At 63.5% G+C, this 22,667-nt stretch carries 19 protein-coding genes and 1 pseudogene; 9 read left to right on the top strand and 11 right to left on the bottom strand.

From position 1 onward, the window contains the following. Positions 1–58: 58 nt before the first annotated feature. The 4 genes from AB4Y35_RS09215 to AB4Y35_RS09200 form a co-directional block, all read right to left on the bottom strand. Positions 59–1,057 (bottom strand): NAD(P)H-dependent glycerol-3-phosphate dehydrogenase, encoded by a 999-nt coding sequence (locus tag AB4Y35_RS09215; protein WP_324148394.1) that lies wholly within the window; start codon positions 1,055–1,057, stop codon positions 59–61. 46 nt (positions 1,058–1,103) lie between these two features. Then, positions 1,104–1,568 carry a protein-export chaperone SecB gene (gene secB / locus AB4Y35_RS09210; protein WP_368704183.1) on the bottom strand — a complete coding sequence of 155 codons (465 nt, stop codon included), beginning with the start codon at positions 1,566–1,568 and terminating at the stop codon, positions 1,104–1,106. Between the two features lie 229 nt (positions 1,569–1,797). After that, positions 1,798–2,058, bottom strand: coding sequence for a glutaredoxin 3 (gene grxC / locus AB4Y35_RS09205; RefSeq protein ID WP_042270085.1), 261 nt, complete (start codon positions 2,056–2,058; stop codon positions 1,798–1,800). After that, on the bottom strand, positions 2,055–2,480 hold the full coding sequence (locus AB4Y35_RS09200) for a rhodanese-like domain-containing protein (protein ID WP_042270087.1): 426 nt from the start codon (positions 2,478–2,480) through the stop codon (positions 2,055–2,057). Before AB4Y35_RS09200 ends, grxC begins: the two co-directional genes overlap by 4 nt. Before the next feature lie 211 nt (positions 2,481–2,691). On the opposite strand from AB4Y35_RS09200, the gene gpmA reads away from it, so the two are divergent. The 3 genes from gpmA to AB4Y35_RS09185 all read left to right on the top strand — a co-directional run bounded on the left by gpmA (position 2,692) and on the right by AB4Y35_RS09185 (position 6,354). Further along, a complete protein-coding gene (gene gpmA, locus AB4Y35_RS09195; protein WP_368704182.1) occupies positions 2,692–3,441 on the top strand; it encodes a 2,3-diphosphoglycerate-dependent phosphoglycerate mutase in 750 nt (249 codons plus the stop codon). Between the two features lie 388 nt (positions 3,442–3,829). Beyond that, positions 3,830–5,413 (top strand): S41 family peptidase, encoded by a 1,584-nt coding sequence (locus AB4Y35_RS09190; RefSeq protein ID WP_368704181.1) that lies wholly within the window; start codon positions 3,830–3,832, stop codon positions 5,411–5,413. A 179-nt stretch (positions 5,414–5,592) separates the two neighbouring features. Beyond that, positions 5,593–6,354, top strand: coding sequence for a ThiF family adenylyltransferase (locus tag AB4Y35_RS09185; RefSeq protein WP_368704180.1), 762 nt, complete (start codon positions 5,593–5,595; stop codon positions 6,352–6,354). A 75-nt stretch (positions 6,355–6,429) separates the two neighbouring features. Here the strand turns inward: AB4Y35_RS09185 and ptsP are convergent, their stop codons facing one another. The 7 genes from ptsP to AB4Y35_RS09150 all read right to left on the bottom strand — a co-directional run bounded on the left by ptsP (position 6,430) and on the right by AB4Y35_RS09150 (position 14,415). Continuing rightward, the gene (ptsP, locus tag AB4Y35_RS09180) at positions 6,430–8,169 is read right to left on the bottom strand and encodes a phosphoenolpyruvate--protein phosphotransferase (protein WP_368704179.1); all 1,740 of its coding nucleotides are present in this window, start codon (positions 8,167–8,169) and stop codon (positions 6,430–6,432) included. 212 nt (positions 8,170–8,381) lie between these two features. Continuing rightward, positions 8,382–8,651, bottom strand: coding sequence for an HPr family phosphocarrier protein (locus AB4Y35_RS09175; protein WP_028201809.1), 270 nt, complete (start codon positions 8,649–8,651; stop codon positions 8,382–8,384). 85 nt (positions 8,652–8,736) lie between these two features. Beyond that, a complete protein-coding gene (locus AB4Y35_RS09170) occupies positions 8,737–9,318 on the bottom strand; it encodes a PTS sugar transporter subunit IIA (RefSeq protein WP_368704178.1) in 582 nt (193 codons plus the stop codon). A 437-nt stretch (positions 9,319–9,755) separates the two neighbouring features. Beyond that, positions 9,756–10,709, bottom strand: a complete 954-nt coding sequence (gene gshB / locus AB4Y35_RS09165) for a glutathione synthase (protein WP_342919490.1) — start codon at positions 10,707–10,709, stop codon at positions 9,756–9,758. Between the two features lie 123 nt (positions 10,710–10,832). Then, positions 10,833–12,122, bottom strand: a complete 1,290-nt coding sequence (gene gshA, locus AB4Y35_RS09160; RefSeq protein ID WP_028201806.1) for a glutamate--cysteine ligase — start codon at positions 12,120–12,122, stop codon at positions 10,833–10,835. 396 nt (positions 12,123–12,518) lie between these two features. Then, positions 12,519–14,036, bottom strand: a complete 1,518-nt coding sequence (locus tag AB4Y35_RS09155) for an ammonium transporter (RefSeq protein WP_368704177.1) — start codon at positions 14,034–14,036, stop codon at positions 12,519–12,521. A 40-nt stretch (positions 14,037–14,076) separates the two neighbouring features. Further along, positions 14,077–14,415, bottom strand: a complete 339-nt coding sequence (locus tag AB4Y35_RS09150) for a P-II family nitrogen regulator (RefSeq protein ID WP_028201804.1) — start codon at positions 14,413–14,415, stop codon at positions 14,077–14,079. A gap of 528 nt (positions 14,416–14,943) precedes the next feature. On the opposite strand from AB4Y35_RS09150, the gene AB4Y35_RS09145 reads away from it, so the two are divergent. From AB4Y35_RS09145 to AB4Y35_RS09120, 6 genes and pseudogenes are all read left to right on the top strand, one after another. Next, entirely contained in the window at positions 14,944–15,201 is a 258-nt protein-coding gene (locus tag AB4Y35_RS09145) for an accessory factor UbiK family protein (protein WP_028201802.1), read from the top strand. A gap of 212 nt (positions 15,202–15,413) precedes the next feature. Then, a pseudogene (locus AB4Y35_RS09140) lies at positions 15,414–16,445 on the top strand (ATP-binding protein); the annotation flags it as partial. A gap of 458 nt (positions 16,446–16,903) precedes the next feature. Further along, positions 16,904–17,863 (top strand): hypothetical protein, encoded by a 960-nt coding sequence (locus AB4Y35_RS09135; RefSeq protein WP_368704176.1) that lies wholly within the window; start codon positions 16,904–16,906, stop codon positions 17,861–17,863. Between the two features lie 318 nt (positions 17,864–18,181). Continuing rightward, the gene (locus tag AB4Y35_RS09130; protein ID WP_368704175.1) at positions 18,182–19,888 is read left to right on the top strand and encodes a hypothetical protein; all 1,707 of its coding nucleotides are present in this window, start codon (positions 18,182–18,184) and stop codon (positions 19,886–19,888) included. Positions 19,889–19,891: 3 nt separating this feature from the next. Next, positions 19,892–22,144, top strand: a complete 2,253-nt coding sequence (locus tag AB4Y35_RS09125; RefSeq protein WP_368704174.1) for a hypothetical protein — start codon at positions 19,892–19,894, stop codon at positions 22,142–22,144. After that, on the top strand, positions 22,141–22,665 hold the full coding sequence (locus tag AB4Y35_RS09120) for a hypothetical protein (protein WP_368704173.1): 525 nt from the start codon (positions 22,141–22,143) through the stop codon (positions 22,663–22,665). The genes AB4Y35_RS09125 and AB4Y35_RS09120 overlap by 4 nt, the downstream gene beginning before the upstream one ends. Positions 22,666–22,667: the final 2 nt, after the last annotated feature.

The following is a 22,667-nucleotide window of genomic DNA, read 5'->3' as shown; positions in this document are numbered from 1 at the left end:
CCGGTCTCGCACGCAAAGCGTGCGAGCTTCAAGCCAGGCGCAGCAGGACCGAAGCGCCCTACTCCGCCTTCGCGTCGCGCCGGAGCAGCGCGCTCACGGCGTCGCGCGGCGTGACACCGTCGAACAGCACGGCGCATACCGCCTGGGTGATCGGCATGTCGATGCCATGCGCGCGCGCGAGCGCCAGCACGGCCTGCGCGCAGCGTACGCCTTCGGCCACGTGGCCGAGTGCGCCGAGAATGTCGTCGAGCGTGCGGCCGCTCGCGAGCTGCTTGCCCACGGTGCGGTTGCGCGAGAGGTCGCCCGTGGCGGTGAGGATGAGGTCGCCGAGGCCGGTCAGTCCCGTGAAGGTCTCGGCGCGCCCGCCGAGCGTGACGCCAAGGCGCGTCATCTCGGCGAGGCCGCGCGTGATGAGCGCCGCGCGTGCGTTCAGGCCGAGGCCCAGACCATCGGCAATGCCGGTCGCGATCGCGAGCACGTTCTTGACCGCGCCGCCCACCTCCACGCCGACCACGTCGTCGCCGGTATAGATGCGCATCGCGCGGTGGTGGAACGCCGCGAGCGTGCGCTCGCGGCATGCGGCGGAGGCGCTCGCCACCGTCAACGCGACGGGCAGCCCCTCGCCCACTTCGCGCGCGAAGCTCGGCCCCGACAGCACGCCGTTGCTCGCGTGGCCCGGCAGCTCGGCCGCCACGACCTGATGCGGCATCAATTGCGTTTCGGCTTCGAAGCCCTTGCAGAGCCAGACGAAGTGCGCGGGCACGCGGCCCATGTCGCGCAGCGTGCAAAGCATGCCGCGCAGGCCCGCCACGGGCGTGGCGAGCACGACGAGATCCGCCTCGCCCGACGCATGGTCGAGCGCGGCGGCGAGATCCGTTTCGTATTGGAGAGTCTTGGGCAGCGCGACGCCCGCGAGGTAGCGGGCGTTTTCGTGCGTCTTGCGCAAGGTGTCGACGAGCGCGCCATCGCGCGCCCACAACAGCGTGTGATGCGCCTGGGCGAGATGCCCCGCCAGCGCGGTGCCCCACGCTCCGGCGCCGAGAACGGCGATGTTCATTCCGATACTCCGCACCGGTAGTTCGTGGAAACGATCAACGTACGCTTTAGTGCGTGGCGTTGCTTGCGCCGTCTTGCTGGGAGAGTTGCTGCAGGCGTTGCTCGTAGAGCGCCTGGAAGTTGATCTCGGCCAGGTGGATCGGCGGGAAGCCCGCGCGCGTGATCGCGTCGGCGATGTTCGAGCGCAGGTACGGGAACAGGATGGTCGGGCATGCGATGCCGACGAGCGGATCGACCTGTTCGGCCGGGATGTTGCGGATGTCGAAAATGCCGGCTTGCTTGGCTTCGATCAGGAACGCAACCTTGTCCTTGACCTTGGCCGTGACGGTGCCGGTGACGATGATCTCGAACACCGATTCGGCGAGGCGCTCGGCCTTGACGTCGACTTCCACTTCGACCGAAGGCATGTCCTGCTCAAGGAAGATAGCCGGCGAATTCGGCTGCTCGAGCGACATGTCCTTGAGGTAAATGCGCTGGATATTGAAGAACGGCTGGTTGTTCTCGTCAGACATGGTGTATGGCTTCCCTGATTGAATGGATCGCGGCGGCATCCTCGTGACGTCTCGAAGTCCCGAAAATGCGCCGCGCTACGGCAATGAACGGCAACAGGCCCGCGCGAGCCTCACTGGCTCGCGCGGGCCGAAACCCTGCGTCGCTACGTCACGCTGCGCAGCCCGCCTGCGGACCGAGGCCGCACGGCTATCGGGCTGCGAATCAGGCCTTGAATCCGCCCGAGTAACCTCAGGCGGCTTCGAGCAGCGGCATCAAGCCGCCCGCACGGTCGAGCGCGGAGAGGTCATCGTAACCGCCCACGTGCGTCTCGCCGATGAAAACCTGCGGCACGGTACGCCGGCCGGTGCGCGTCATCATCTCTTCGCGCCGCGCCGGGTCCCGGTCGATCAGCACTTTCTCGATGTGCTCGACGCCGCGCGACTTTAAAAGACGCTCGGCCATCTGGCAATACGGGCACACCTGGGTGCTGTACATGACCACTTTGCTCACTTCGAACCTCCTTGTTTCACGACCGGCATTCCGGCCTGCTGCCAGGCGTTCACGCCGCCGTCCAGCACGTGGACTTCGGCAAAACCGGCGTCCTTCACGAGGCGCAGCGCCTTGTGCGACTGCTGGCCCGTCTGGCAGACCAGCAACACCGGGTTGCTCTTGTTCTTCACGAGCTGGCCGATCTTCGTCTCGAGTTCGCCAAATTCGACCTGGCGCGCCGAGGGCAGATGACCCTTCGCGAATTCACCCGCGGGACGCAGGTCGACCACCACCGCGTTGCGGCGGTTGATGAGCTGCGTCGCCTCGGCGGTGGAAACCCCGCCGCGGCCGCCGCGCTTGAGCGTCGGCCACAGGAGCAACCCTCCTGAGATGAGGACGATCGCGATGAGTACAAGGTTGATGTAGTTGGTGAAGAACGTCACGGAGGGTCCGCCGGAAAAAGGGAAAGTCGGAGAAATCGTGCGAAATCGGATTCGGACAATCCGCTCATTATAAAATAACCGTTTGTCGCAGGGTTACCGCCCCCCAGCCCGGGCGTGCAGCCCGCCGGACTGGACCGCCGCCATGGCGCTGCTGCCGTGTTGCGTCCTCCGTCCCCGATTACCGCTTCCTTCACTACCGACCGGCATCCTCATGTACAAACTCGTACTCATCCGCCACGGCGAATCGACGTGGAACAAGGAAAACCGCTTCACCGGCTGGGTGGACGTCGACCTCACCGAGCAGGGCAACCGCGAAGCGCAGCAGGCAGGCCAGCTGCTCAAGGAGTCCGGCTACACGTTCGACATCGCCTACACCTCGGTGCTCAAGCGCGCGATCCGCACGCTCTGGCATGTGCAGGACCAGATGGACCAGATGTACCTGCCCGTGGTCCACTCGTGGCGCCTGAACGAGCGTCACTACGGTGCGCTTTCGGGCCTGAACAAGGCCGAAACGGCGGCCAGGTTCGGCGACGAACAGGTGCTGGTCTGGCGCCGCAGCTACGACACGCCGCCCCCGGCGCTCGAGCCGACCGACTCGCGCACGGCGTACAACGACCCGCGTTACGCGAAGGTGCCGCGCGAGGAACTGCCGCTCACCGAGTGCCTGAAGGACACCGTCGCGCGCGTGCTGCCGATCTGGAACGAGTCGATCGCACCGGCCATCAAGGCGGGCAAGAAGGTGGTGATCGCCGCGCACGGCAACTCGATCCGCGCGCTCGTGAAGTACCTCGACAACATTTCGGATGACGACATCGTCGGCCTGAACATCCCGAACGGCGTGCCGCTCGTCTATGAGCTGGACGAGAGCCTCAAGCCCATAAAGCACTACTATCTCGGCGACGCGGAAGCCATCGCGAAGGCGCAGGCCGCCGTGGCGAACCAGGGCAAGAAGGCGGGCTGACGCTTAGCGCCGCCCGGCATCGGCCGCCTCTGGCCGTGCCTTGTCGATTCAGACAGCCGCCGGTCCGTCGGGCCGGCGGCTGCGCCTGGGTCAGCCCTGCGGCCACGCGGGCGCCGTGCGGGTTCGCCCTGGCCGCGCTGGAAATTCGTTGCACATTCCCCTTTTCTGCCTTTTTTCGGGCCTGGCTGGCAGGATTGCCAGCGCCCTGCCAGCATCGTGCCAGAAGCGAAATTACGGCACACGGTTTGCGAACCAGGCGGCTGCAGCACTGTCTTAGTCCCATCGTACGCGCCATATACACAGCCACGGCGGGTGTGCAGTTATACTTGTCCGTCGCTTTTCCAATAGACGCTGCCACGCGCCTTTTCGACCGCACGCAACATACTCTATGCGAAAGAACCTGAAAAACATCGGCCTGATCGCCGCTGGCCTCGCGACCGGCGTATTTGCCACCCTGCAGATATCCGCCGAGGCGCAGCAAACCCAGCAGACGGTCGTAGAACCGCTGCCGCTCGACCAGCTGAGGCTCTTCGCCGAAGTGTTCGGTCAAATCAAGCATGAGTATGTCGTGCCGGTGGACGACAAGAAGCTCCTCACCGCCGCCATCAAGGGCATGGTGTCGAGCCTCGACCCGCACTCGTCGTATCTCGACAAGACCGATTACCAGGAGCTCCAGGAGCAGACCAAGGGTCGCTTCGCGGGCCTCGGCATCGAAATCTCGTCGGAAGACGGCCTGATCAAGGTGATCTCGCCGATCGAAGACACGCCCGCGTATCGCGCCGGCATCCGTCCGGGCGACCTCATCACGCGCATCAACGACAAGCCGGTGCGCGGCATGACGCTCGACCAGGCCGTCAAGCAGATGCGCGGCGACCCGGGCACGAAGGTCACGCTCACGATCTTCCGCAAGACCGACGACCGCACCTTCCCGCTCACCATCACGCGCGCCATCATCAAGGTGCAGAGCGTGAAGTCGAAGATCCTGCAGCCGGGCTACGCGTATATCCGCATCACGAGCTTCCAGGAGCGCACGGTCCCCGACCTCGCCCAGAAGCTGCAGGATATCGCGCGCCAGGAGCCGAACCTCAAGGGCATCATCCTCGACCTGCGCAACAACGGCGGCGGCCTGCTGCAAAGCGCCGTGGGCGTAGCGGGCGCGTTCCTGCCGCCGGATTCGGTCGTCGTCTCGACGAACGGCCAGATCCCGGACTCGAAGCAGGTCTACCGCGACACCTACGAGAACTACCGCCTGCCGTCGTTCGACGGCGACCCGCTCAAGGGCGAGGCGGCCGAGTTCAAGACCGTGCCGATGGTCGTGCTGACCAACGCCTACTCGGCGTCGGCTTCGGAAATCGTGGCGGGCGCGCTGCAGGACTCGAAGCGCGCGCTGATCGTCGGCAAGACGACGTTCGGCAAGGGCTCGGTGCAGACCGTGCGCCCGATGACGGCCGACACGGCGCTGCGCCTGACCACGGCGTACTACTACACGCCGAGCGGCCGCTCGATCCAGAACAAGGGCATCCGTCCTGATATCGCGGTCGACCAGTACGCCGACGGCGATCCGGACGACGCGCTCGTCACGCGCGAAGTGGACTACCAGAACCACCTCGCCAACACGCAGGATCCGGACGAGAAGAAGGAGCAGGAAGTGCGCGAGCAGGAGCGCATGGACATGCTGCGTCAGCTCGAGGAGCAGAACGACAAGAAGACGCCGGAGCAGCGCCAGAAGGATCGCGAGCGCAAGCCGGTCGAGTTCGGCTCCACCGACGACTACATGCTCCAGCAGGCGCTGAACAAGCTCCAGGGCAAGCCGGTGGCCGAATCGAAGTCGCCGATGGAGCGCCGCCTCGCGCAGCAGAAGCCGCCTACCTCGGCTTCCGCGCCGATCGCCGTGAAGCCGGGCGCCCTCATCATGGCGCCGGCTCCGGGCTCCGCTGCCGCGCCGGCCTCCGCTCCGGCACCGGCGAAGTAACACGCCGACCCGCCTCGCGACTCGCGCGCCTCGTGCGCCGGTCGCGAGGCCGCCCCTCCTCCTCCAGCCGCTGGCGTCGTTACAATAACGGCACGGTATTTCCCCGGCGCGCGTTTCCCCATTCAGGGCCATTCAGGCTCTCGAGGTCCATCGCAGCGCCATCGAACCAGCGCATCGCGATGAACGACGACCAACTCCTCCGCTATTCCCGCCATATCCTCGTCGACGAGATCGGCATCGAGGCGCAGCAGCGCTTTCTCGACGCGCATGCGATCGTCGTGGGCGCGGGCGGCCTGGGGTCTCCAGCGGCGATGTATCTCGCGGCCTCGGGTGTGGGCACGCTAACGCTCGTCGACAACGACACCGTCGACCTCACCAACCTGCAGCGGCAGATCATGCACGAGACGGCGTCGGTCGGCCGCGCGAAGGCCGAGTCGGGCCGCGACGCCATCGCGCGCCTGAATCCCGAGGTGAAGGTGAACGCGCTGCAAGTACGCATCGACGATGCGTGGCTCGACGCGCAGGTGCCGGGCGCGACGGTCGTGCTCGACTGCACCGACAACTTCGCCACGCGCCACGCCATCAACCGCGCGTGCGTGAAGCACGGCGTGCCGCTCGTCTCGGGCGCCGCGCTGCGCTTCGACGGACAGATCAGCACGTTCGACTTCCGCGATGACGCCTCGCCCTGCTACGCCTGCGTGTTCCCCGAAGACCAGCCATTCGAGGAAGTGGCGTGCTCGACGATGGGCGTGTTCGCGCCAACGGTTGGCATCATCGGCGCGATGCAGGCGGCCGAGGCGCTGCGCGTGATCGGCGGCATCGGTACGCCGCTGGTCGGGCGGCTCATGATGCTCGACGCGCTGCGCATGGAATGGAACACGATGCGCGTGGCGCGGCAGCCGGATTGCCCGGTGTGCGGCGAGCGTCACCGGCACGGCTGAAGCCCGCGCGAGTCAAGAAAAAAGCCCCGGACATGCCGGGGCTTTTTGCATTTTCGCGGATGCGCGGGTGGCCGCTCAGGCCTGCGCCACACGCTGCAGCGCGGCCTGCAGTTCCTCGGGCTCGAAAGCGGCCAGCACCTCCGCCACCGGCTTCTCGAGCGTCTTGAGCTGCGAGCGCAAGATTTCCTGCTTCACCACGAGCAACTGGCTCGGGTGCATCGAAAACTCGGTGAGACCCATGCCGAGCAGCAAACGCGTGAACGACGGGTCGCCCGCCATCTCCCCGCACACCGAAACCGGCACGCCCGCGCGCTTCGCCTCGCGCAGCGTATGCGCGATCAGCTGCAGCACGGCCGGATGCAGCGGATCGTACAGGTCGGCCACCGCATTGTCGGCGCGGTCGATGGCGAGCGCGTACTGAATCAGGTCGTTGGTGCCGATCGAGAGGAAGTCGAGACGCCGCAGGAACATCGGCAGCGCGAGCGCGGCCGCCGGAATCTCGATCATCGCGCCGACCTGGATGTTGGGATCGTAGGCGAGACCGGCGTCGTCGAGCTGACGCTTCGCCTCGCGGATCAGGTCGAGCGTCTGGTCGATCTGCTGCGCGTGCGCGAGCATCGGAATCAGGATCTTGACCGAACCGAACGCCGAGGCGCGCAGGATCGCCCGCAACTGCGTGAGGAACATCTGCGGCTCGGACAGGCTCCAGCGGATCGCGCGCAGGCCGAGCGCCGGGTTCGCGGCCGTCTCGTAACCGTCGCCCGCATTCATGGCGTCGAGCGGCTTGTCCGCGCCCACGTCGATCGTGCGGATCGTCACGGGCAGCCCGTTCATGAGCTCCACCGCGCGGCGGTAGGCGGCGAACTGCTCGTCCTCCTCCGGCAAGTGGTTCTTGTGGTTCATGAACAGGAACTCGGTGCGAAAGAGGCCCACGCCCGTCGCGCCCGAATCGAGCGCGGCCTGCGCGTCGTCGGGCAGCTCGATGTTCGCGTAGAGCTGGATCTTCGCGCCGCACAGCGTCTGCGTGGGCGAGAACTTCAGGCGCTGCAGCTTGCGCCGCTCGAGCGCCATCTCGCTTTGGCGGTAGGTGTACTCCTCGAGCACGATCGGCGCGGGATCGACGATCACGACGCCATGGTCGCCGTCGACGATGATGAGATCGTCCTGGCGGATCAACGCGCTCGCCTGCTGCACGCCCACCGCCGCCGGAATGCCGAGGCTGCGCGCGACGATCGCCGTGTGCGAGGTGCGCCCGCCCAGATCGGTGACGAAACCCTGGAAGGTTTGCCCCTTGAACTGCAGCATGTCGGCCGGCGCGATGTCGTGCGCGACGACGATCATCTCGTCGCAGCCGCCGTGCAGCGAAGGCGGCATGGCGCCCGCGAGCGACTTCAGCACGCGCTCCACGACCTGCTCGATATCGGCCTTGCGCTCGCGCAGGTACTCGTCCTCGACGTCGTCGAAGTGACGCGAGAGGCGTTCGAGCTGTTCGGTAAGCGCCCACTCCACATTGAAGCGGCGCGTGCGGATGAGGTCGATGGTCTCCTGCACGAGCATCACGTCGTTCAGGATCATGAGGTGTACGCCGATGAATGCGCCCATTTCGGAAGGGGCGTCGGCGGCGAGGTCGGCGCGCAGCGCGTCGAGCTCGTGCTCCACGGCCTGCAGCGCCGCGCGAAAACGCACGATTTCGTCTTCGATCTGCGCGTGCTCGATGAGGTAATGGTCGACGTCGAGTGCAGCCGGGGCGATCAGATACGCTCGCCCGATGGCTATACCGCGTGATACGGGAATTCCATGCAGCGTGAACGGCACGCGCACCTCCTCTGGTTATTTGATGCTGCGGCAAACCGCTGCAATGCGCTCTCTCAGACCCCGGCGATGATTATAAATTCCAGCGCGGCGGAATGTAGCCATGCGCACCTGTCCGCGCATGACTGCGGCCTTGTGCAGCAGTCGCCGCCCACAAATAAAAACGCCGCGGCAAACCGCGGCGTTCCGGGCAAGGCGCGTCGACTGCGCGCGTCTTACTGGCCTTCGCCGAACTTATCGGCGATCAGCTTGAGCAGCGCGCTCATGGCGTCGGCCTCGTCCGGGCCTTCGGTCTCGATCATCACCGTGCTGCCGATGCCTGCCGCGAGCATCATGACCCCCATGATGCTCTTGGCGTTGATGCGGCGGCCGTTGCGGCTCATCCAGATTTCCGCCTGATAGTTGCCTGCGAGCTGTGTCAGCTTCGCCGACGCCCGCGCGTGCAGGCCGAGTTTGTTCACGATGGTCGTTTCTTGTTGCAGCATAGGTCGATCCGGACGCGGTGTGTGGAAGTGTGACTGGGTTGTTTCGCTTTGCCTTGTTGTTGGCTTTCGCTGGCGCGCCGCCGGTTCAGGTGCTGCCAGCCGGCCTCAATACGCCGGCCGCTATGCCGCCGGTGCAAGCCGCGCCCCGCGTCGCGGCGGCAGGCTGGCTCGCGCTCTGGCCCGCTACCGGATTCGCGGCCTGCTTTGCCGCGTCGGCGGTGGCTTCGGTGCAGGGCGTGGGCGGGCAAGCGCATTCGCTCGCGGGCGCAACTGGCGGCATGGTCGGACCGATGGTCTGGACGCCCTTGCTCGCGCCGGCCAGCGCCTTTTCGACCAGCGTGTCGAGCGGCGTTGCGCGGTAGCACACGGCCCGCACCAGCATCGGCAGATTCACGCCGGCCAGCACGCGCACCTCGGGCACCGTGGCGAGGCGCGCCGCGATGTTCGAAGGCGTGGCGCCGAACATGTCGGTCAACACGAGCGCGCCGTTGTCTTCGCGCAGGCGCTCGATTTCCGAATTCGCCTTGGCGACCACTTCAGCCGGGTCGCTGTCGGGGAGCACGTCGAGCGCGCCGATGCGCGCCGGACAACCGCCATAGATATGCGCGATGCACTCGCGTAGCGCGGTGGCGAGCGGTGCGTGCGCAATGATCAGAATCCCTGCCATGTCAGCTTGACTGCAAAAAACGGCTCCGGTTGATGCTCGGACGACCCGTAGATCGCGTCCTGCAGCGCCAACCCCGCAGCCAGCCGTGAGCTCGCAGGGTCGGAACACGCGCCGCGCGGCAGCCGGAACGTCTTGTCGACGCCCGCCTGCCAGCCCGGAACGCGGGCTCGCGGCATTGTAGCAGGGTCATTTTCGCGCACGCGAGGCGGTTCTGCTCACAGCGGCGACAGATGTCGCGCGCGATTTACAGGCTCCGCGCTCGCGCTCGACCTTTCGTGGTCCGCAACTGCCCGCCAGTCAAGGTCTCGATGGGGCGCCCACCCTGCAAAGCCCCACATCCCGCAAATGCCGCCATACACGCGGCTTTCAAGTCCGCGCTCCAGGTGCGGGCTTCAAATGCGCCCGGTCCCCGTTTCGAAGCCGGACTCCGGCCGGATTCAGGCCGCCGCGCGCTCCAGCGCGTCGATGAACATCGCGGCGACGTCGAAGCCCGTCTGCTCCATGATTTCGCGGAAACACGTCGGGCTCGTGACATTGACCTCGGTGAGCCAGTCGCCGATGGCGTCGAGCCCTACGAGCAGCAGGCCGCGTGCCGCGAGCGTCGGGCCGAGCGCCTTGGCGATCTCCATGTCGCGTTCGGTGAGCGGCTGCGCGACGCCGAGTCCGCCCGCCGCCAGATTGCCGCGCACCTCATTGCCCTGAGGAATACGCGCGAGCGAAAACGGCACCGGCTCGCCGCCGATCAGCAGAATGCGCTTGTCGCCGGCCTTGATTTCGGGAATGAACTTCTGCGCCATCACGCTGCGCGCCCCGTCGTGACTCAGCATCTCGATGATCGAGCCGAGGTTCATGCCGTCCGCCTTCACGCGGAACACGCCCATGCCGCCCATGCCGTCGAGCGGCTTGAGGATCACGTCCTGGTGCTCCTCATGGAACTGGCGCAGGCGCGCCGCGCTGCGCGTGACGAGCGTCGGCGCGACGAACTGCGGAAATTCGCCGATGGCGAGCTTTTCCGAGTGATCGCGAATCGACTGCGGCTTGTTGAAGATCTTCGCGCCCGCGCGCTCGGCGATCTCCAGCAGCCACGTCGAGGTGACGTACTCCATGTCGAACGGCGGGTCCTTGCGCATGACGACGGCGTCGAAGCCAGTGAGCGCGCGCGAATCGGCCGTGGCTTCGAACCAGGTTTCGCGATGCAGGTCAGCCGTATCGCCGATGATCGTGAAGCGCCGCACGTCGGCCTCCACCTGGCCGTTCACCCATGCGAGGTGCTGGGGCTCGCACGCGAAGAGCCGGTGGCCGCGCTTCGCGGCCTCGGCCATCATCGCGTAGGTCGAGTCCTTGTAGATCTTGAACCGCTCGAGCGGATCGGCGATGAAGAGAATGTCCATATCGTCTCTGCCTTGTCCCTGTCCTGTCGCTGCGTGGCGCCTGGTGTGGCGCCAGCTTTCATGACGGCAACGCCCGCACGGTGGCGGGCGCTGCGTTCGATTGTGTGAATGATGACGGCCGGATCAGACCTGGATCGCTTCGGGGTCGGTCTTCTCCAGCTCGACCGAGGCCGCCAGCAAGCCGAGCCGCGCCACCACGCCGTACATGTAAAAGCGGTTCGGCGGCGCCGCACCCGCTTTTGCGCGCGTGTCGGGCAGCGCCGTGTGCTCGAAGCCGAGCGGCACGAAGTGCATGCCCGGCGCGTTCAGGTTCTGGTCGCGCTCGCGGCTGCCGTGCGCGCGGTAGAAGCCGCCCACCACATAGCGGTCGATCATGTACACGACCGGCTCGGCCACTTCGTCGCCGATGTGCTCGAACGTGTAGACGCCTTCCTGCACGATCACGTCGTGCACTTCGAGCCCGTCCTTCGTGGCCGACATCTTCGCACGTTCGCGCTTCGTGAGTGCGGCGACCTCCGAGGCGTCGTGCACCGTCATCACGCCGCGGCCGTCCGTGCCGGCATCGGACTTGATGACGACATAGGGCTTTTCGGTGATGCCGTACTCGCGATACTTCTTCGCGATCTTCTTGAGCACGGCGTCGATGGCGGTCGCGACTTGCTCTTCGCCCGTGCGCGCCTCGAAGTCCACGCCTTCCACGTGCGCGAAGTACGGATTGATCATCCACGGGTCCACGCCCACCATCTTCGCAAACTTCTTCGCCACGTCGTCGTAGCAGGAGAAGTGCGTGGACTTGCGGCGCACCGCCCAGCCCGCGTGCAGCGGCGGCAGCACGTACTGCTCGTGCAGGTTTTCGAGCACGGGCGGAATGCCGCCCGAAAGGTCGTTGTTCAGCAGGATCGAACAGGGGTCGAAGTTCTTCAGGCCCAGGCGCCGCTGCGAGCGCTCGAGCGGTTCGAGCACGATCTTCTGGCCGTCGGCGAGCGAGATCGTCACCGGCCCGGCGATCGTTTCGTCGAGCGTGCCGAAGCGCACGTTCAGGCCCGCCTGGCGCATGATCGTGGCGAGGCGCGCGACATTCTCCAGATAGAACGCGTTGCGCGTGTGCATTTCCGGAATCACCAGCAGGTTCTTGGCGTCCGGGCAGATCTTTTCGATGGCGGCCATGGCCGCCTGCACGGCGAGCGGCAGCACTTCCTGCGGCAGGCAGTGAAAGGCGCCGGGAAACAGGTTGGTGTCGACCGGCGCGAGCTTGAAGCCGGCGTTGCGCAGGTCCACCGAGGCGTAGAACGGCGGCGTGTGCTCCTGCCATTCGAGGCGGAACCAGCGCTCGATGGCCGGCGTCGCATCGAGGATGCGCTGCTCCAGTTCGAGGAGCGGGCCGTTCAACGCCGTAACCAGATGCGGGACCATAAGGGGTGACTCGCGGACGAAATGCTTTGATTGTAGGGAAACCGGTCGTTTATCTGGGGACGATTGCGCCAGTTGCAATACGGGATTGCCCTCATGAATCTGGGTCGTGAAATCCCTTGAGCGCGGTAGGGTCAATCGAGCGTGCCGCGCACGGATATTCACGCCGGATGTCCATTCTGGACCGCCCGCGGCGCCGGGCGCAATTGGGCCCACGCACTGAAGGGGCACTATGCGAACGCGCCGGCGAGGTGCTTATTCCGCCCTGGCCCCCTCCCTGGCGCGAGAGCAAGGCCCACACCCGCCGCCCGGGCGCGCAAAAGAAAAGGGCCCGCCGAAACGGCGGGCCCAGGTCGCTGCTTGCTGCCCTGCTAGATCAAACCATCGAGTGCGGCGCGCTTATTCCACGCGCTCGCCATGCAGAACCACGTCGAGACCTTCGCGCTCTTCTTCTTCCGAAACGCGCAGGCCCATCACCATGTCGATCACCTTGAGCAGGACGAAGCTCACCACGCCGCTGTAGATGAGGGTCGTGAGCACGCCCTTGGCTTGCAGGATGACGCTGCCATCCGCGCCGCCGATGTCCTTCACCGCGAACACGCCGGTCAGCAGCGCGCCGATGATGCCGCCGATGCCGTGCACGCCGAACGCGTCGAGCGAGTCGTCATAGTTGAACTTGTGCTTGAGCCACGTCGCCGACCAGAAGCAGACCACGCCGGCCACCACGCCGATCACGATCGCGCCCAGCACGCCGACGAAGCCCGATGCCGGCGTCACGGCCACGAGACCCGCGACGGCGCCCGAGGCGATGCCGAGCACCGACGGCTTGCCCTTGGCGATCCACTCCGCGAACATCCAGCCGAGTGCGGCGCAGGCGGTAGCGACTTGCGTCGTGAGCATCGCGAAGCCGGCACGGCCGTCGGCCGCGACTGCCGAACCCGCGTTGAAGCCGAACCAGCCCACCCACAGCATGGCCGCGCCCATCAGCGTGAGCACGAGGTTGTGCGGCGCCATCACTTCGCGGCCGTAACCCACACGCTTGCCGAGGACGATACAGCACACGAGGCCCGCAATACCGGCGTTGATGTGCACGACCGTGCCGCCCGCGAAGTCGAGGATGCCGGCGCTGGCGAGCCAGCCGGTCGGCTCCCACACCATGTGCGCGATCGGCGAGTAGACGATGATCGACCACAGCGACATGAACACGAGCATCGCCGAGAACTTCATGCGGTCGGCAAACGCACCTGTGATGAGCGCCGGCGTGATGATCGCGAACGTCATCTGGTAGACGAAGTACACGGTCTCCGGGATGGTCGGCGCGAGGTGGCTCACGGTGAGCGTCGTCGCCTTGTCGCCCTTGATGTAGTTCATGCCCTCAAGGAAGATGCGCGAGAAGCCGCCGATGAACGAGCCGCCCGGCGTGAACGCGATCGAGTAGCCGACCACCGTCCAGATCACCGTGACCACGCAGGTGATCGCGAAGCTCTGCATGAGCGTCGAGAGCACGTTCTTCTTGCGGACCATGCCGCCGTAGAAGAGCGCGAGGCCCGGGATCGTCATGAACAGCACGAGCGCGGTGGAGGTCAGCATCCACGCGGTGTCGCCGGAGTTGATCTTCGACGAATCGACCGAGAACGGCGCGGTCGGTGCGGCGGGCGCCGCGGCGGCTGCGGCAGCCGATGCGTCGGCCGGGGCGCTTGCGGCGGCGGCCGGGGCGCTGGCTGCTGCTGCCGGGGCCGAAGCCGCGTCGGCTGCGGGCGCCGAAGCCGGAGCGGCTGCGGACGCATCGGGCGCCGACGCGGTGGTGGCCGGCGCGGACGCCGCGGCGGGCGCGGATGCGTCGTCCGCCAGCGCGGCGCCGACGCCGCCGGCCAGCAGCGAGCCGGCCATCATCAGGGACATCAAAAGTTTGCGCATCTCGGTTTCCTCTTTCCTCTTGTCTCGGTCTCTTTAGCCTTTACAGCGCGTCGGCGCCGGTCTCGCCGGTGCGGATGCGGATCACTTGTTCGATCGGGGTGACGAAAATCTTGCCGTCGCCGATCTTGCCCGTGCGGGCCGCGCGTTCGACCGCCTCGATGGCCTGCTCGACGATGTCGTCGGCCACGGCGGCTTCGATCTTCACCTTCGGCAGGAAGTCGACGACGTACTCCGCGCCGCGGTACAGCTCGGTGTGCCCCTTCTGGCGACCGAAGCCTTTCACCTCCGTCACCGTGATCCCCGAAACGCCGATCGCCGAAAGGGCTTCGCGCGCCTCATCGAGCTTGAACGGCTTGATGATTGCTGTAATGAGTTTCATGTAGTCCTCGCTGTGGTTTGCTTCATTCCTTTGTCTGCTTCTGCAACGGGCGCCCGGCGAACGGCGCGTGATGCTTCGCCGCGTCGCTGGCACACCGTGAGCCAACCGTCGTTCGGTGCGCGGGGCAGTATTAGCAACACCCGTGCCAATTTGCTGCAGCCCCTGCGCAAAGCCGCTGTGATGGACTTCGATGCAGGCGCGCCCAAAGCCGTGGACAATGCGGTCCGCGCCTTGAGGGGCGCGGCGCGCAAGGCCCTGGCCGAACGGCCAGCGTGGCGCGCGCGCGGTGGCGTGGCGGGGGGAACGTTGCTACAGTGTTCTCAGGCATCGCTGCCGCGCTGGGCGCCGCATAGCGGCTGGCAGTGGCCCGCCGCGCCACGGCGCGAAGCACACGGGCCCGCGGTGCGCACCACTAGCGCGCACACCAGGCCGTGGCCCTGCGAGTTCGCACCAAGATCGATCACGGTCCGTCGCGGGGCACAGGCGAAACAAAACTTGCACATTTTTTGTGCAGCGAAGGGGAATCGAATGAAGCAACCAAACGACGTATTCAATGATTTGCAGTCGCGCGTGAGCGATCTGCTCAAGAACTCGCCGGCGCGCGATGTCGAACGCAATGTTCGCGCAATGTTGTCGCAAGGCTTTTCGAAGCTGGACCTCGTCACGCGCGAGGAATTCGACGCACAAACGCAGGTGCTCGTGCGTACGCGCCAGCGCCTCGAAGAACTCGAGCGCCGCGTCGCCGAGCTCGAGCAGAAGCTGCCGGTGACCAGCCAGTCCTCCTGATCAATTCCTCGCGCACTCCTGTGCGCAATCGAGTGCAGCCCCCATGCCGCACCGCCGCAAGCGATCCGTAGCGTGATCGCAATGGAACCGTAAAGGGGCATACGCCTCACCAGCCTGGCGCATGCACGGCGCGCGAAACATGTACGAAGCCCGGACCAAAGCTTCGTACCACGCGCGCCACTCCCCCGCATGCGAGCCTTCCGGAGAATCCCATGTCGCTTGCCGTGGTGCGCAGCCGCGCGCCGGCTGCTGGCCGCGCGCCCGAAGTCACTGTCGAAATTCATCTCGCCAACGGGCTGCCGTCGTTTTCCATCGTCGGGCTGCCCGATCTCGAAGTGCGCGAAAGCCGCGAGCGCGTGCGCGCCGCGCTCTCGAACTGCGGCTTCGATTTCCCCGTGCGGCGCATTACCGTCAATCTCGCGCCCGCCGATCTGCCCAAGGAATCCGGCCGCTTCGATCTGCCGATCGCGCTCGGCATTCTCGCGGCGAGCGGGCAGCTTCCGGTTGCGGCGCTCGCGCACCGGGAGTTCGCGGGCGAGCTTTCGCTCACCGGCGCCGTGCGGCCCATGCGCGGCGCATTTGCCATGGCTTGCGGCACGGCACGCGCGCATAGGGAGCGCGTAGCGCGTGTCGACGAAGCGGCAGCCTCCAGCCTTCAGGCCATTGGCGCGAGCGACATCCTTCGGATTCCTGATGCTGAGACCGGCGAAGCCACGCGCTCGCGCATGCCCGAGCTTTATCTCCCTGCGCAGAACGCCGCCGAAGCGGCGCTCGTGCCGGATGTCGCGGTGTACGGCGCGGCGGATCTGCGCTCCCTGTGTGCCCACCTTGCGGGCGTCGATCCCGAGGCGCGCCTCGCCCCCGTGCGTGCGCGCGCCCTCGACGCCGCACCGGCCGCCGCGCCACCCGACATGGCCGACGTGGTCGGCCTGCGCGGCGCGCGCCGCGCGCTCGAAGTCGCGGCGGCCGGCGGCCACCATCTGCTGATGGTGGGGCCGCCGGGCGCCGGCAAGTCGATGCTCGCCGCGCGCCTGCCCGGGCTCCTGCCGCCGATGACGGACGACGAGGCGCTCGCCTCCGCCGCCCTGCTCTCCGCCAGCGCAGTCGGCTTCACGCCGCAGCAGTGGCGCAAGCGGCCGTTTCGCGCGCCGCATCATTCGTCGAGTGCAACTGCGCTGATCGGCGGGCGCAATCCGCCGCAGCCGGGCGAGATCACGCTCGCGCATTTAGGGGTGCTATTTCTGGTTATATCCACGCAACAAAATCACTAGCCTCTATTGCCAAAGAGTTCTCGTTTCTGTTAGCTTCCTAGTTATAGTGACAACGAGAAACGTTAATGCAACGTAGCTACTCGGTGTTCTTCTCACCTAAGGACGGCCCCTTCGCTACGCGCTATCCGGCGTTAGCGCATCTGCCGTGCATTCTTGATGGCCGCCCCGGGTATCACCGGTTGGCTAACCAATACCTGATTGAGCGCGGATTAGGCCTCTGGCGACCCGAAGGGAGCGCCCGGAGTGTAATCCCAACCCAGACGACCATGCGCGACTATGCCCATTGGCTGGTCAACTTTCTGGAATGGGCCGACGTTCGAAGTGTGGACTTGATGACCTGCAGCTACTCTGTTCATGTAGCCGGCCGGTACCAATCCGAAATGCTCGAAGGGACATGGTCTCGGGATGGACAAAGACGGAGAGCCGCTACCGTGAACGCTCGTGTGCAGCAGGCCTGCGATTTCTTGACATGGATGGTTGGTAAGGGAATCAGAGGTGCATTTGAGGTCCCGTATGAGATGCAGGAACTGACGCTTGGTTCTGCTACGAGGGCCGGTGGCAAGATGACCCGCCAAGTCCGGGTTCGTCGCGGAAAGGCAAGAGCATCTCCGAGAAAATTAGAGATGCCGGCGACCGCAGCGGTCCGACGATGGTGTGACCGGGTTCATGAATCGGTCGGCTCGACGTTGGGGCTCATGTGCGAAACCATATTGCTCACAGCAATGCGACGCGAGGAAGTTGCGGCCCTGCGCGTAGACACCCTCCCCGCCGACCCGGGCACGTGGAAGATATCCAACCCATTAGCACCCGAGAATAAACAGCTTGTTCCCATCGCAATACGATACGGCACAAAGGGAACGAGTTATGGTGAAGACCACGGCGACAAAATCGGACCTGACAGGGAGATTCTGATTCCGCTTAGCCTAGCGCGGCGTTGGCACGCCTATAGAAATGGTGCTCGGAATCTGGCGTTTAAACGGCGACTCGACGGGGTTAAGGGCGCAGACGCTCGTCGAGCGAAAGCCCAAGAGGCCGTACATCTGTTCTTGCGGGCAGACAACGGCCAGCGCTTTAAAGGGAAGGAGATTTACGACGCCTGGGTCAGCGTCGAGCTACCTATCTCAGGTTGGTCACCGCATCAAGGCCGTCATTGGTGGGCTTGTTCAGTTCTTTTGCGTGAGCTCTCGAAGCACGAAAGCATCGGTCAGCTCTCAAATGAGACTGCCACGGCTCTGCTCGAGTCAACGGCGTTAAGCATCATCCGATTGCAGATTCAACCGCAGCTCGGTCACGCTGATGATTCCACAACCATGGACTACGTACGATGGGTTGTCGCACTCGTGAGTGAAGCAGTCTCCCTAGACGACGAACTCGACCTCGCCGATAAATAATTCAGACCATTCGGGAACGGGCCAATGAGCATACGGTCGAACAAAAACTCCAAAGACCATCTTCGGGACGGCGCTTCCGCACTGTCTCTGGTTTCAGAACCTGTAAGTGTCCAAATTCTCGGACCACTGAAGTTTTGGACGTCACATCCGGACAAAAAGTGTCTCGTTGACTTGGAAATCTTTGCGTCGGGACAGCAGGCCTCGAAGGGTACAAAGTGGAAAGGACCATTTCGTGGACGCCCAGAGCTCATTCACGAGATGTTTCCTGCTCTTGTAGACCATCTCTCGCCACTCGCGAAGGATTCTGTCGCACAGTACATGAATGCCCTTCGAGCCTGGTGGCGGTTGCTTGACGCTGTCGAAGATGCGATGCCCGAGGCATCAAACGTCTCTTCCACGATTGACCTGAACGAACTACATCGACAACGTGCCTTAGACGATGGGATGGACAGGCTCCAGTTTGGAAATTTCCTGCTGGTTGCCAATAAAACACGCGCCGCCCTGGGCGTGCGACAGCTTTACTGGCAACGCCCCGGACATCGGAACCCAAGCCGACATCTCCCGCCGCAGTGGCAGACCGACTTGCTTCGGCACGACCTCAAACACCGCTGGTTTGCCGCGCTTGAACGTTGGGATTTGACGACTGAACTACTTCGAATCGATGCGCCGGTTGCATCTCAGACAGACCAGCCGACTGAATACTTCGAACAGACCCGGTTGCTCAAAGGCTACCGACGCTTAGATGAATTCGTCAAACGCACGAAGGTCGCACGGCCCGAAGCTGTCGAGGAATTGTTCGGTGACGAATCCAGAGACGACTTTTACAAGAAGTACGACCTTACGCTTGCGGAAATCCTGCGCGGTAGATATCCGGACGGAGATGACATTCGCGCGGCGTTCCATCTTTGCCTTGCGACCACAGGTTGGAATCCAGCTGTATTCCTCGATTTGAACGTGCAGGCACGGTTCATCGAGCCACACCCGAAGGATGCAACGAGATACATCCTGCGCGGTTCTAAGGACAGGGCGGGCGGGGCTGAACAGGTCTGCGAAGGCCTCTTCAAAACCCGGGGCGGCGCAGGATTCGTACTCCAGAAGCTCATTGCTCAAACCGCTCCACTTCGATTGCAGCTGCAACGTGAGCTTACTGCCTGCCAGGAAGAGCGGACACGAGCGGATTCACCCGAGCTACAAACCCGTATCTCTCGGCTTGAGGAAGGCGTACGCTCAGTCTGGCTCTTCACGAATCGGTACGGCATACATTGGCTGAGCGGCAGCAACTATGACGGCAAAGACTTCTTGCCGAATGTAATTGAGTCCCTCAACCGTCGGCAGGCAGCTGACCGTCAAATAGCATCGGTCACGGCGACGGACTTGCGGGACGCGTTCGCAGCCCGCGTCTACCACGCCAGTGGCGGCTCCATTCTTGCAGTAATGAGAGCGTTAAACCACAAGCGCCTCAGTTCAACGCGCGCCTATTTGGATAATACGTTGCTGCAGGAAGAGCATCGAAAGCTCTATGCAACCTTCAGTACAGCTCTCTGGCACGAAATCCGTGTTCATCGACGTGTCGACCCAACGATACTTGCTATGTGGTCGCGATACGGAGAGGTCACCGAAGACAACCGACAGCGTCTCGACGCCTATCGAAACCTCTTACGCAGTCGCATCGGCGTAGGTTGCAAGGACCCGCACAATCCTCCTAAACGCATCGCGCCTGATTTCCAACCTGACGGTGAGGCCATGTGTTCTGTTCAGCGCTGCCTACTTTGTGTGGAACATGCCGTGTTGTTTCCAGACAGTTTGCCGGGCCTTTGCAAGCGATTGGCAGAACTTCGATACCTGCGAGAAAACATGAGCGCCACGGCGTATGTGCAGTCCTCATTCGGCGAAGAAATGGAAAATATCGAGCTCGCCTTGCTAGGGTTTGACCGACAACAAGCTGACGCGATGGTCGTGGAGTGGGAGACGCGCATCGCGAGTGGGGCTTATCGAGTCATGGAATTTGACGGCGCGGAGGCCTGACGTATGGCGAACAAGGCTCAAGTTAAAACGCACGAACTAAAACCAGCCAGAAAGCCCGCGAACGGCGAAAAGCAACACCCGGATATCGAAGAGACGCGGAATAGAGCAAGGTTGCTCTATTCCGTGGAGACGTTAGCTCACATGTCGCCGACAGAGGTCGCAGCAGTGCAACGCGTTCTTCAACAAGGTGACACGTTTGGCGTATGGCAGACAAGACGTGACTGGATACCACCTGGCTCCAAGAACGCAACCGTAAATCTGCGTCAGCGCATTCAGCACTTCCTGCCACCAGACATAAAAATCGGACAAGACAATTTGGTCAACGCCGTGCTTGATAGCGCGACGCTCATACTCTCCCGCTACCTTTGCTTGCTTCGTATGGGTCCTTCGGGAAAAGGGCGTGACAGTTTCCGCTCACTAAGCCCGAGCGTCGCACGCGGCATTGCATATTCGTATGGACCACCGCTGATGGCGGTGGCCGTCGCAAAGCGGCTTTCTAAGCTGCGGACTGCGCCGGATGCTGCACCGTCAGATGTTTCAGAAGCAACAATCGGCCTACTTTCGGATTTAAAGCATGATGACTTAGACACGCTTTCGTCGAATGCGCGAAAGAAAGTAGTTCAAGAGTGCATACGAATGGAAATGCTGAGCGAACTCGGCCTATGGTGGGACACTCCCATTCTGGGCAACCGCTCGCTCGCCAAGGCCATGACCGGACCTGCACGGCATAACGAGGCTCCTCCCAAGAGAAACGCACACCTCCCTCTGCCCGACGAATACGTCGCTGAACTCGGCTCTCGTGGACTGTGGCTCATATACGACCTTGCCCCAAACCTCTTTCGCGTCGGTGCCGAGTTAGTTGAAGTTTGGAAGCGAACCGACAAACCACATCTTGCTTCGGATACTGTGCGGGACACTCGGGGCGATGCGGCCCGGGAGTTGTTGGAGGCGTTTGAGTGGAGAGACCAGAACGGTAGTCTTATCGAGAGACCGCCATTCCCGTTGAACCTTCCTAAAGTGCACGGCTTCGGTGATGCGGTCGAGAATTTGGATGACGAGGGAGAGCAGCGCTGGCCTCCTCGTAACTACAGAGATTTCATGGGACTGCTCGGCACGGTCCAAGCCGCCCATTTGTGCGTCGGGCTGCTAAGCATGGGACCGAGGCGGTCTGAGATTCTGAGTCTCGAGCGAACTTGTGTCGAATACGCGGTCGACGGCCGTGCATACGCAGACGGCCGCACCTTCAAGCTGGTAGAACGCCATGAGGGGGAGCTACGTGATTGGCAACTCCCTGATGTAGCCGTGGACGCATTCGAACAGCAAGGTAGATTGGTCGCCCTTGCCGAGAAGGTCAACTCCCTCAGCCCGAAGCGTTCGCGACGACAAGCAGACAAGACAGCCAAGACACACATGTGGGGGCGCATCTCTGCTGCATATATGAGCAATGCGACTTTGCCGTTGGGTGACGTCAACCCAGCGCTTATCTCCTATGCGCGGAATCTCAATCTGGACACTGCGCCCGGAGGCCAAAACCTGCGTTCGCACCGCTTCCGCAAGACACTTGCAAGATTGGTCGCCTTGGCGCTGACACAAGCCCCACGGCTTCTTATGCAGATATTTGGACACAAGTCCATTGAAATGACTCTGTACTATATTCTTGCCGATAAGGAGCTTCGTGCCGAGATTGAGACCGTAACGCGTGAATTGCGAGTCATGCGCGCGAGAGATGTTGTCGAAACAATGGTCGGAGCCGATACCACTGGCGAAGCGGAGCATGGCGGATACGGCGGCCCGGCGGCCGAGACTATCCACCACGCCATCGAAGTAAAACGCGACCAGATGCACCGTCACGGCGCGGAGTGGGAGCTATCCAGTGCCACTGAGTTGGCCGAGTTGCTTACCCTGCAAGGCAAAGCATGGGAACAGGTACGCCCCGGTGTTATCTGCACCAAGTTCGCAGGCGAAGCCGGTCCTTGCAATAAAAGTAAGGGACGACCGGAACCCTCCAAATGTCAAAGCCGTTGCACGCACCGCTTGGAGGAAGGTTTCCTCCGGGAGGACCTTGACGGTGCCATTCAAGATTGCGTGACCGCCTACGAACGAGCCGTTGTTGACGAGGAATCACTGACTGCAGCGCACTGGGCAGCTCAAGTCCGCGCTCATGTGCCTCGCTTCAAAGACCTGATGAGGAAATGGATGACTCATCCGACAGTGAGCGCGTTGATGGCAAACAACGATACCAAGGTGCCTGCATGAAAGACAGTCAGGGAAAGCGAACCTATTCCGACGAGTCGCGGGAGCGGATGCGCGAGGCTGCTCTCGCGCGTTATAACGCCAATGCTGAGGCGACGCACGAGCGCGTCCGAGCAGTGATGACGACAATACAGGAAGAAATCGCCGCCAACGAAGGAATCTATCCACACAACAAGGGTGCAGTGTCGCTGGCCGAGGTCGCTCGTCGCGCCCAAATCCACCCCAACACGTTTCATAAAGACCGATATGTCGAGTTGGCTGGACAGGTAAATGATTGGTTAAAAACACTCAAGGAGGGCACTGTTGTCGGTCGGATGCGTGTTCGGAAGGAACTTGGCACACGTATCCAAGAATGGAAGCAACTGTACGAAGAGCTGCGCGAAACGCATCGCATAACTGAAACTGACTTGGCCCATGCCAACGAACTGTTGAAAGAGGCTCAGCACGAGAACGAAAAACTTCGACGGCGTGTTTCCGAATTGACCAAGCAAAAGGTATCGCCACTCCGAGCGGAGAACAAATAGAG

Origin of the sequence: Paraburkholderia sp. EG286A (genome assembly GCF_040965375.1) — a bacterium.
GTDB lineage: Bacteria > Pseudomonadota > Gammaproteobacteria > Burkholderiales > Burkholderiaceae > Paraburkholderia.
Note: the sequence above shows the minus strand (reverse complement) of the source record. Positions and strands in the feature narration are given on the sequence as shown.

Excerpts from the sequence above, each read along its gene's own strand:
- AB4Y35_RS09215 (WP_324148394.1), bottom strand. The coding sequence starts at position 1,057 with ATGAACATCGCCGTTCTCGGCGCCGGAGCGTGGGGCACCGCGCTGGCG.
- secB (WP_368704183.1), bottom strand. The coding sequence starts at position 1,568 with ATGTCTGACGAGAACAACCAGCCGTTCTTCAATATCCAGCGCATTTAC.
- gpmA (WP_368704182.1), top strand. The coding sequence starts at position 2,692 with ATGTACAAACTCGTACTCATCCGCCACGGCGAATCGACGTGGAACAAG.
- AB4Y35_RS09190 (WP_368704181.1), top strand. The coding sequence starts at position 3,830 with ATGCGAAAGAACCTGAAAAACATCGGCCTGATCGCCGCTGGCCTCGCG.
- AB4Y35_RS09185 (WP_368704180.1), top strand. The coding sequence starts at position 5,593 with ATGAACGACGACCAACTCCTCCGCTATTCCCGCCATATCCTCGTCGAC.
- AB4Y35_RS09175 (WP_028201809.1), bottom strand. The coding sequence starts at position 8,651 with ATGCTGCAACAAGAAACGACCATCGTGAACAAACTCGGCCTGCACGCG.
- AB4Y35_RS09170 (WP_368704178.1), bottom strand. The coding sequence starts at position 9,318 with ATGGCAGGGATTCTGATCATTGCGCACGCACCGCTCGCCACCGCGCTA.
- gshB (WP_342919490.1), bottom strand. The coding sequence starts at position 10,709 with ATGGACATTCTCTTCATCGCCGATCCGCTCGAGCGGTTCAAGATCTAC.
- gshA (WP_028201806.1), bottom strand. The coding sequence starts at position 12,122 with ATGGTCCCGCATCTGGTTACGGCGTTGAACGGCCCGCTCCTCGAACTG.
- AB4Y35_RS09155 (WP_368704177.1), bottom strand. The coding sequence starts at position 14,036 with ATGCGCAAACTTTTGATGTCCCTGATGATGGCCGGCTCGCTGCTGGCC.
- AB4Y35_RS09150 (WP_028201804.1), bottom strand. The coding sequence starts at position 14,415 with ATGAAACTCATTACAGCAATCATCAAGCCGTTCAAGCTCGATGAGGCG.
- AB4Y35_RS09145 (WP_028201802.1), top strand. The coding sequence starts at position 14,944 with ATGAAGCAACCAAACGACGTATTCAATGATTTGCAGTCGCGCGTGAGC.
- AB4Y35_RS09130 (WP_368704175.1), top strand. The coding sequence starts at position 18,182 with ATGAATGCCCTTCGAGCCTGGTGGCGGTTGCTTGACGCTGTCGAAGAT.
- AB4Y35_RS09125 (WP_368704174.1), top strand. The coding sequence starts at position 19,892 with ATGGCGAACAAGGCTCAAGTTAAAACGCACGAACTAAAACCAGCCAGA.
- AB4Y35_RS09120 (WP_368704173.1), top strand. The coding sequence starts at position 22,141 with ATGAAAGACAGTCAGGGAAAGCGAACCTATTCCGACGAGTCGCGGGAG.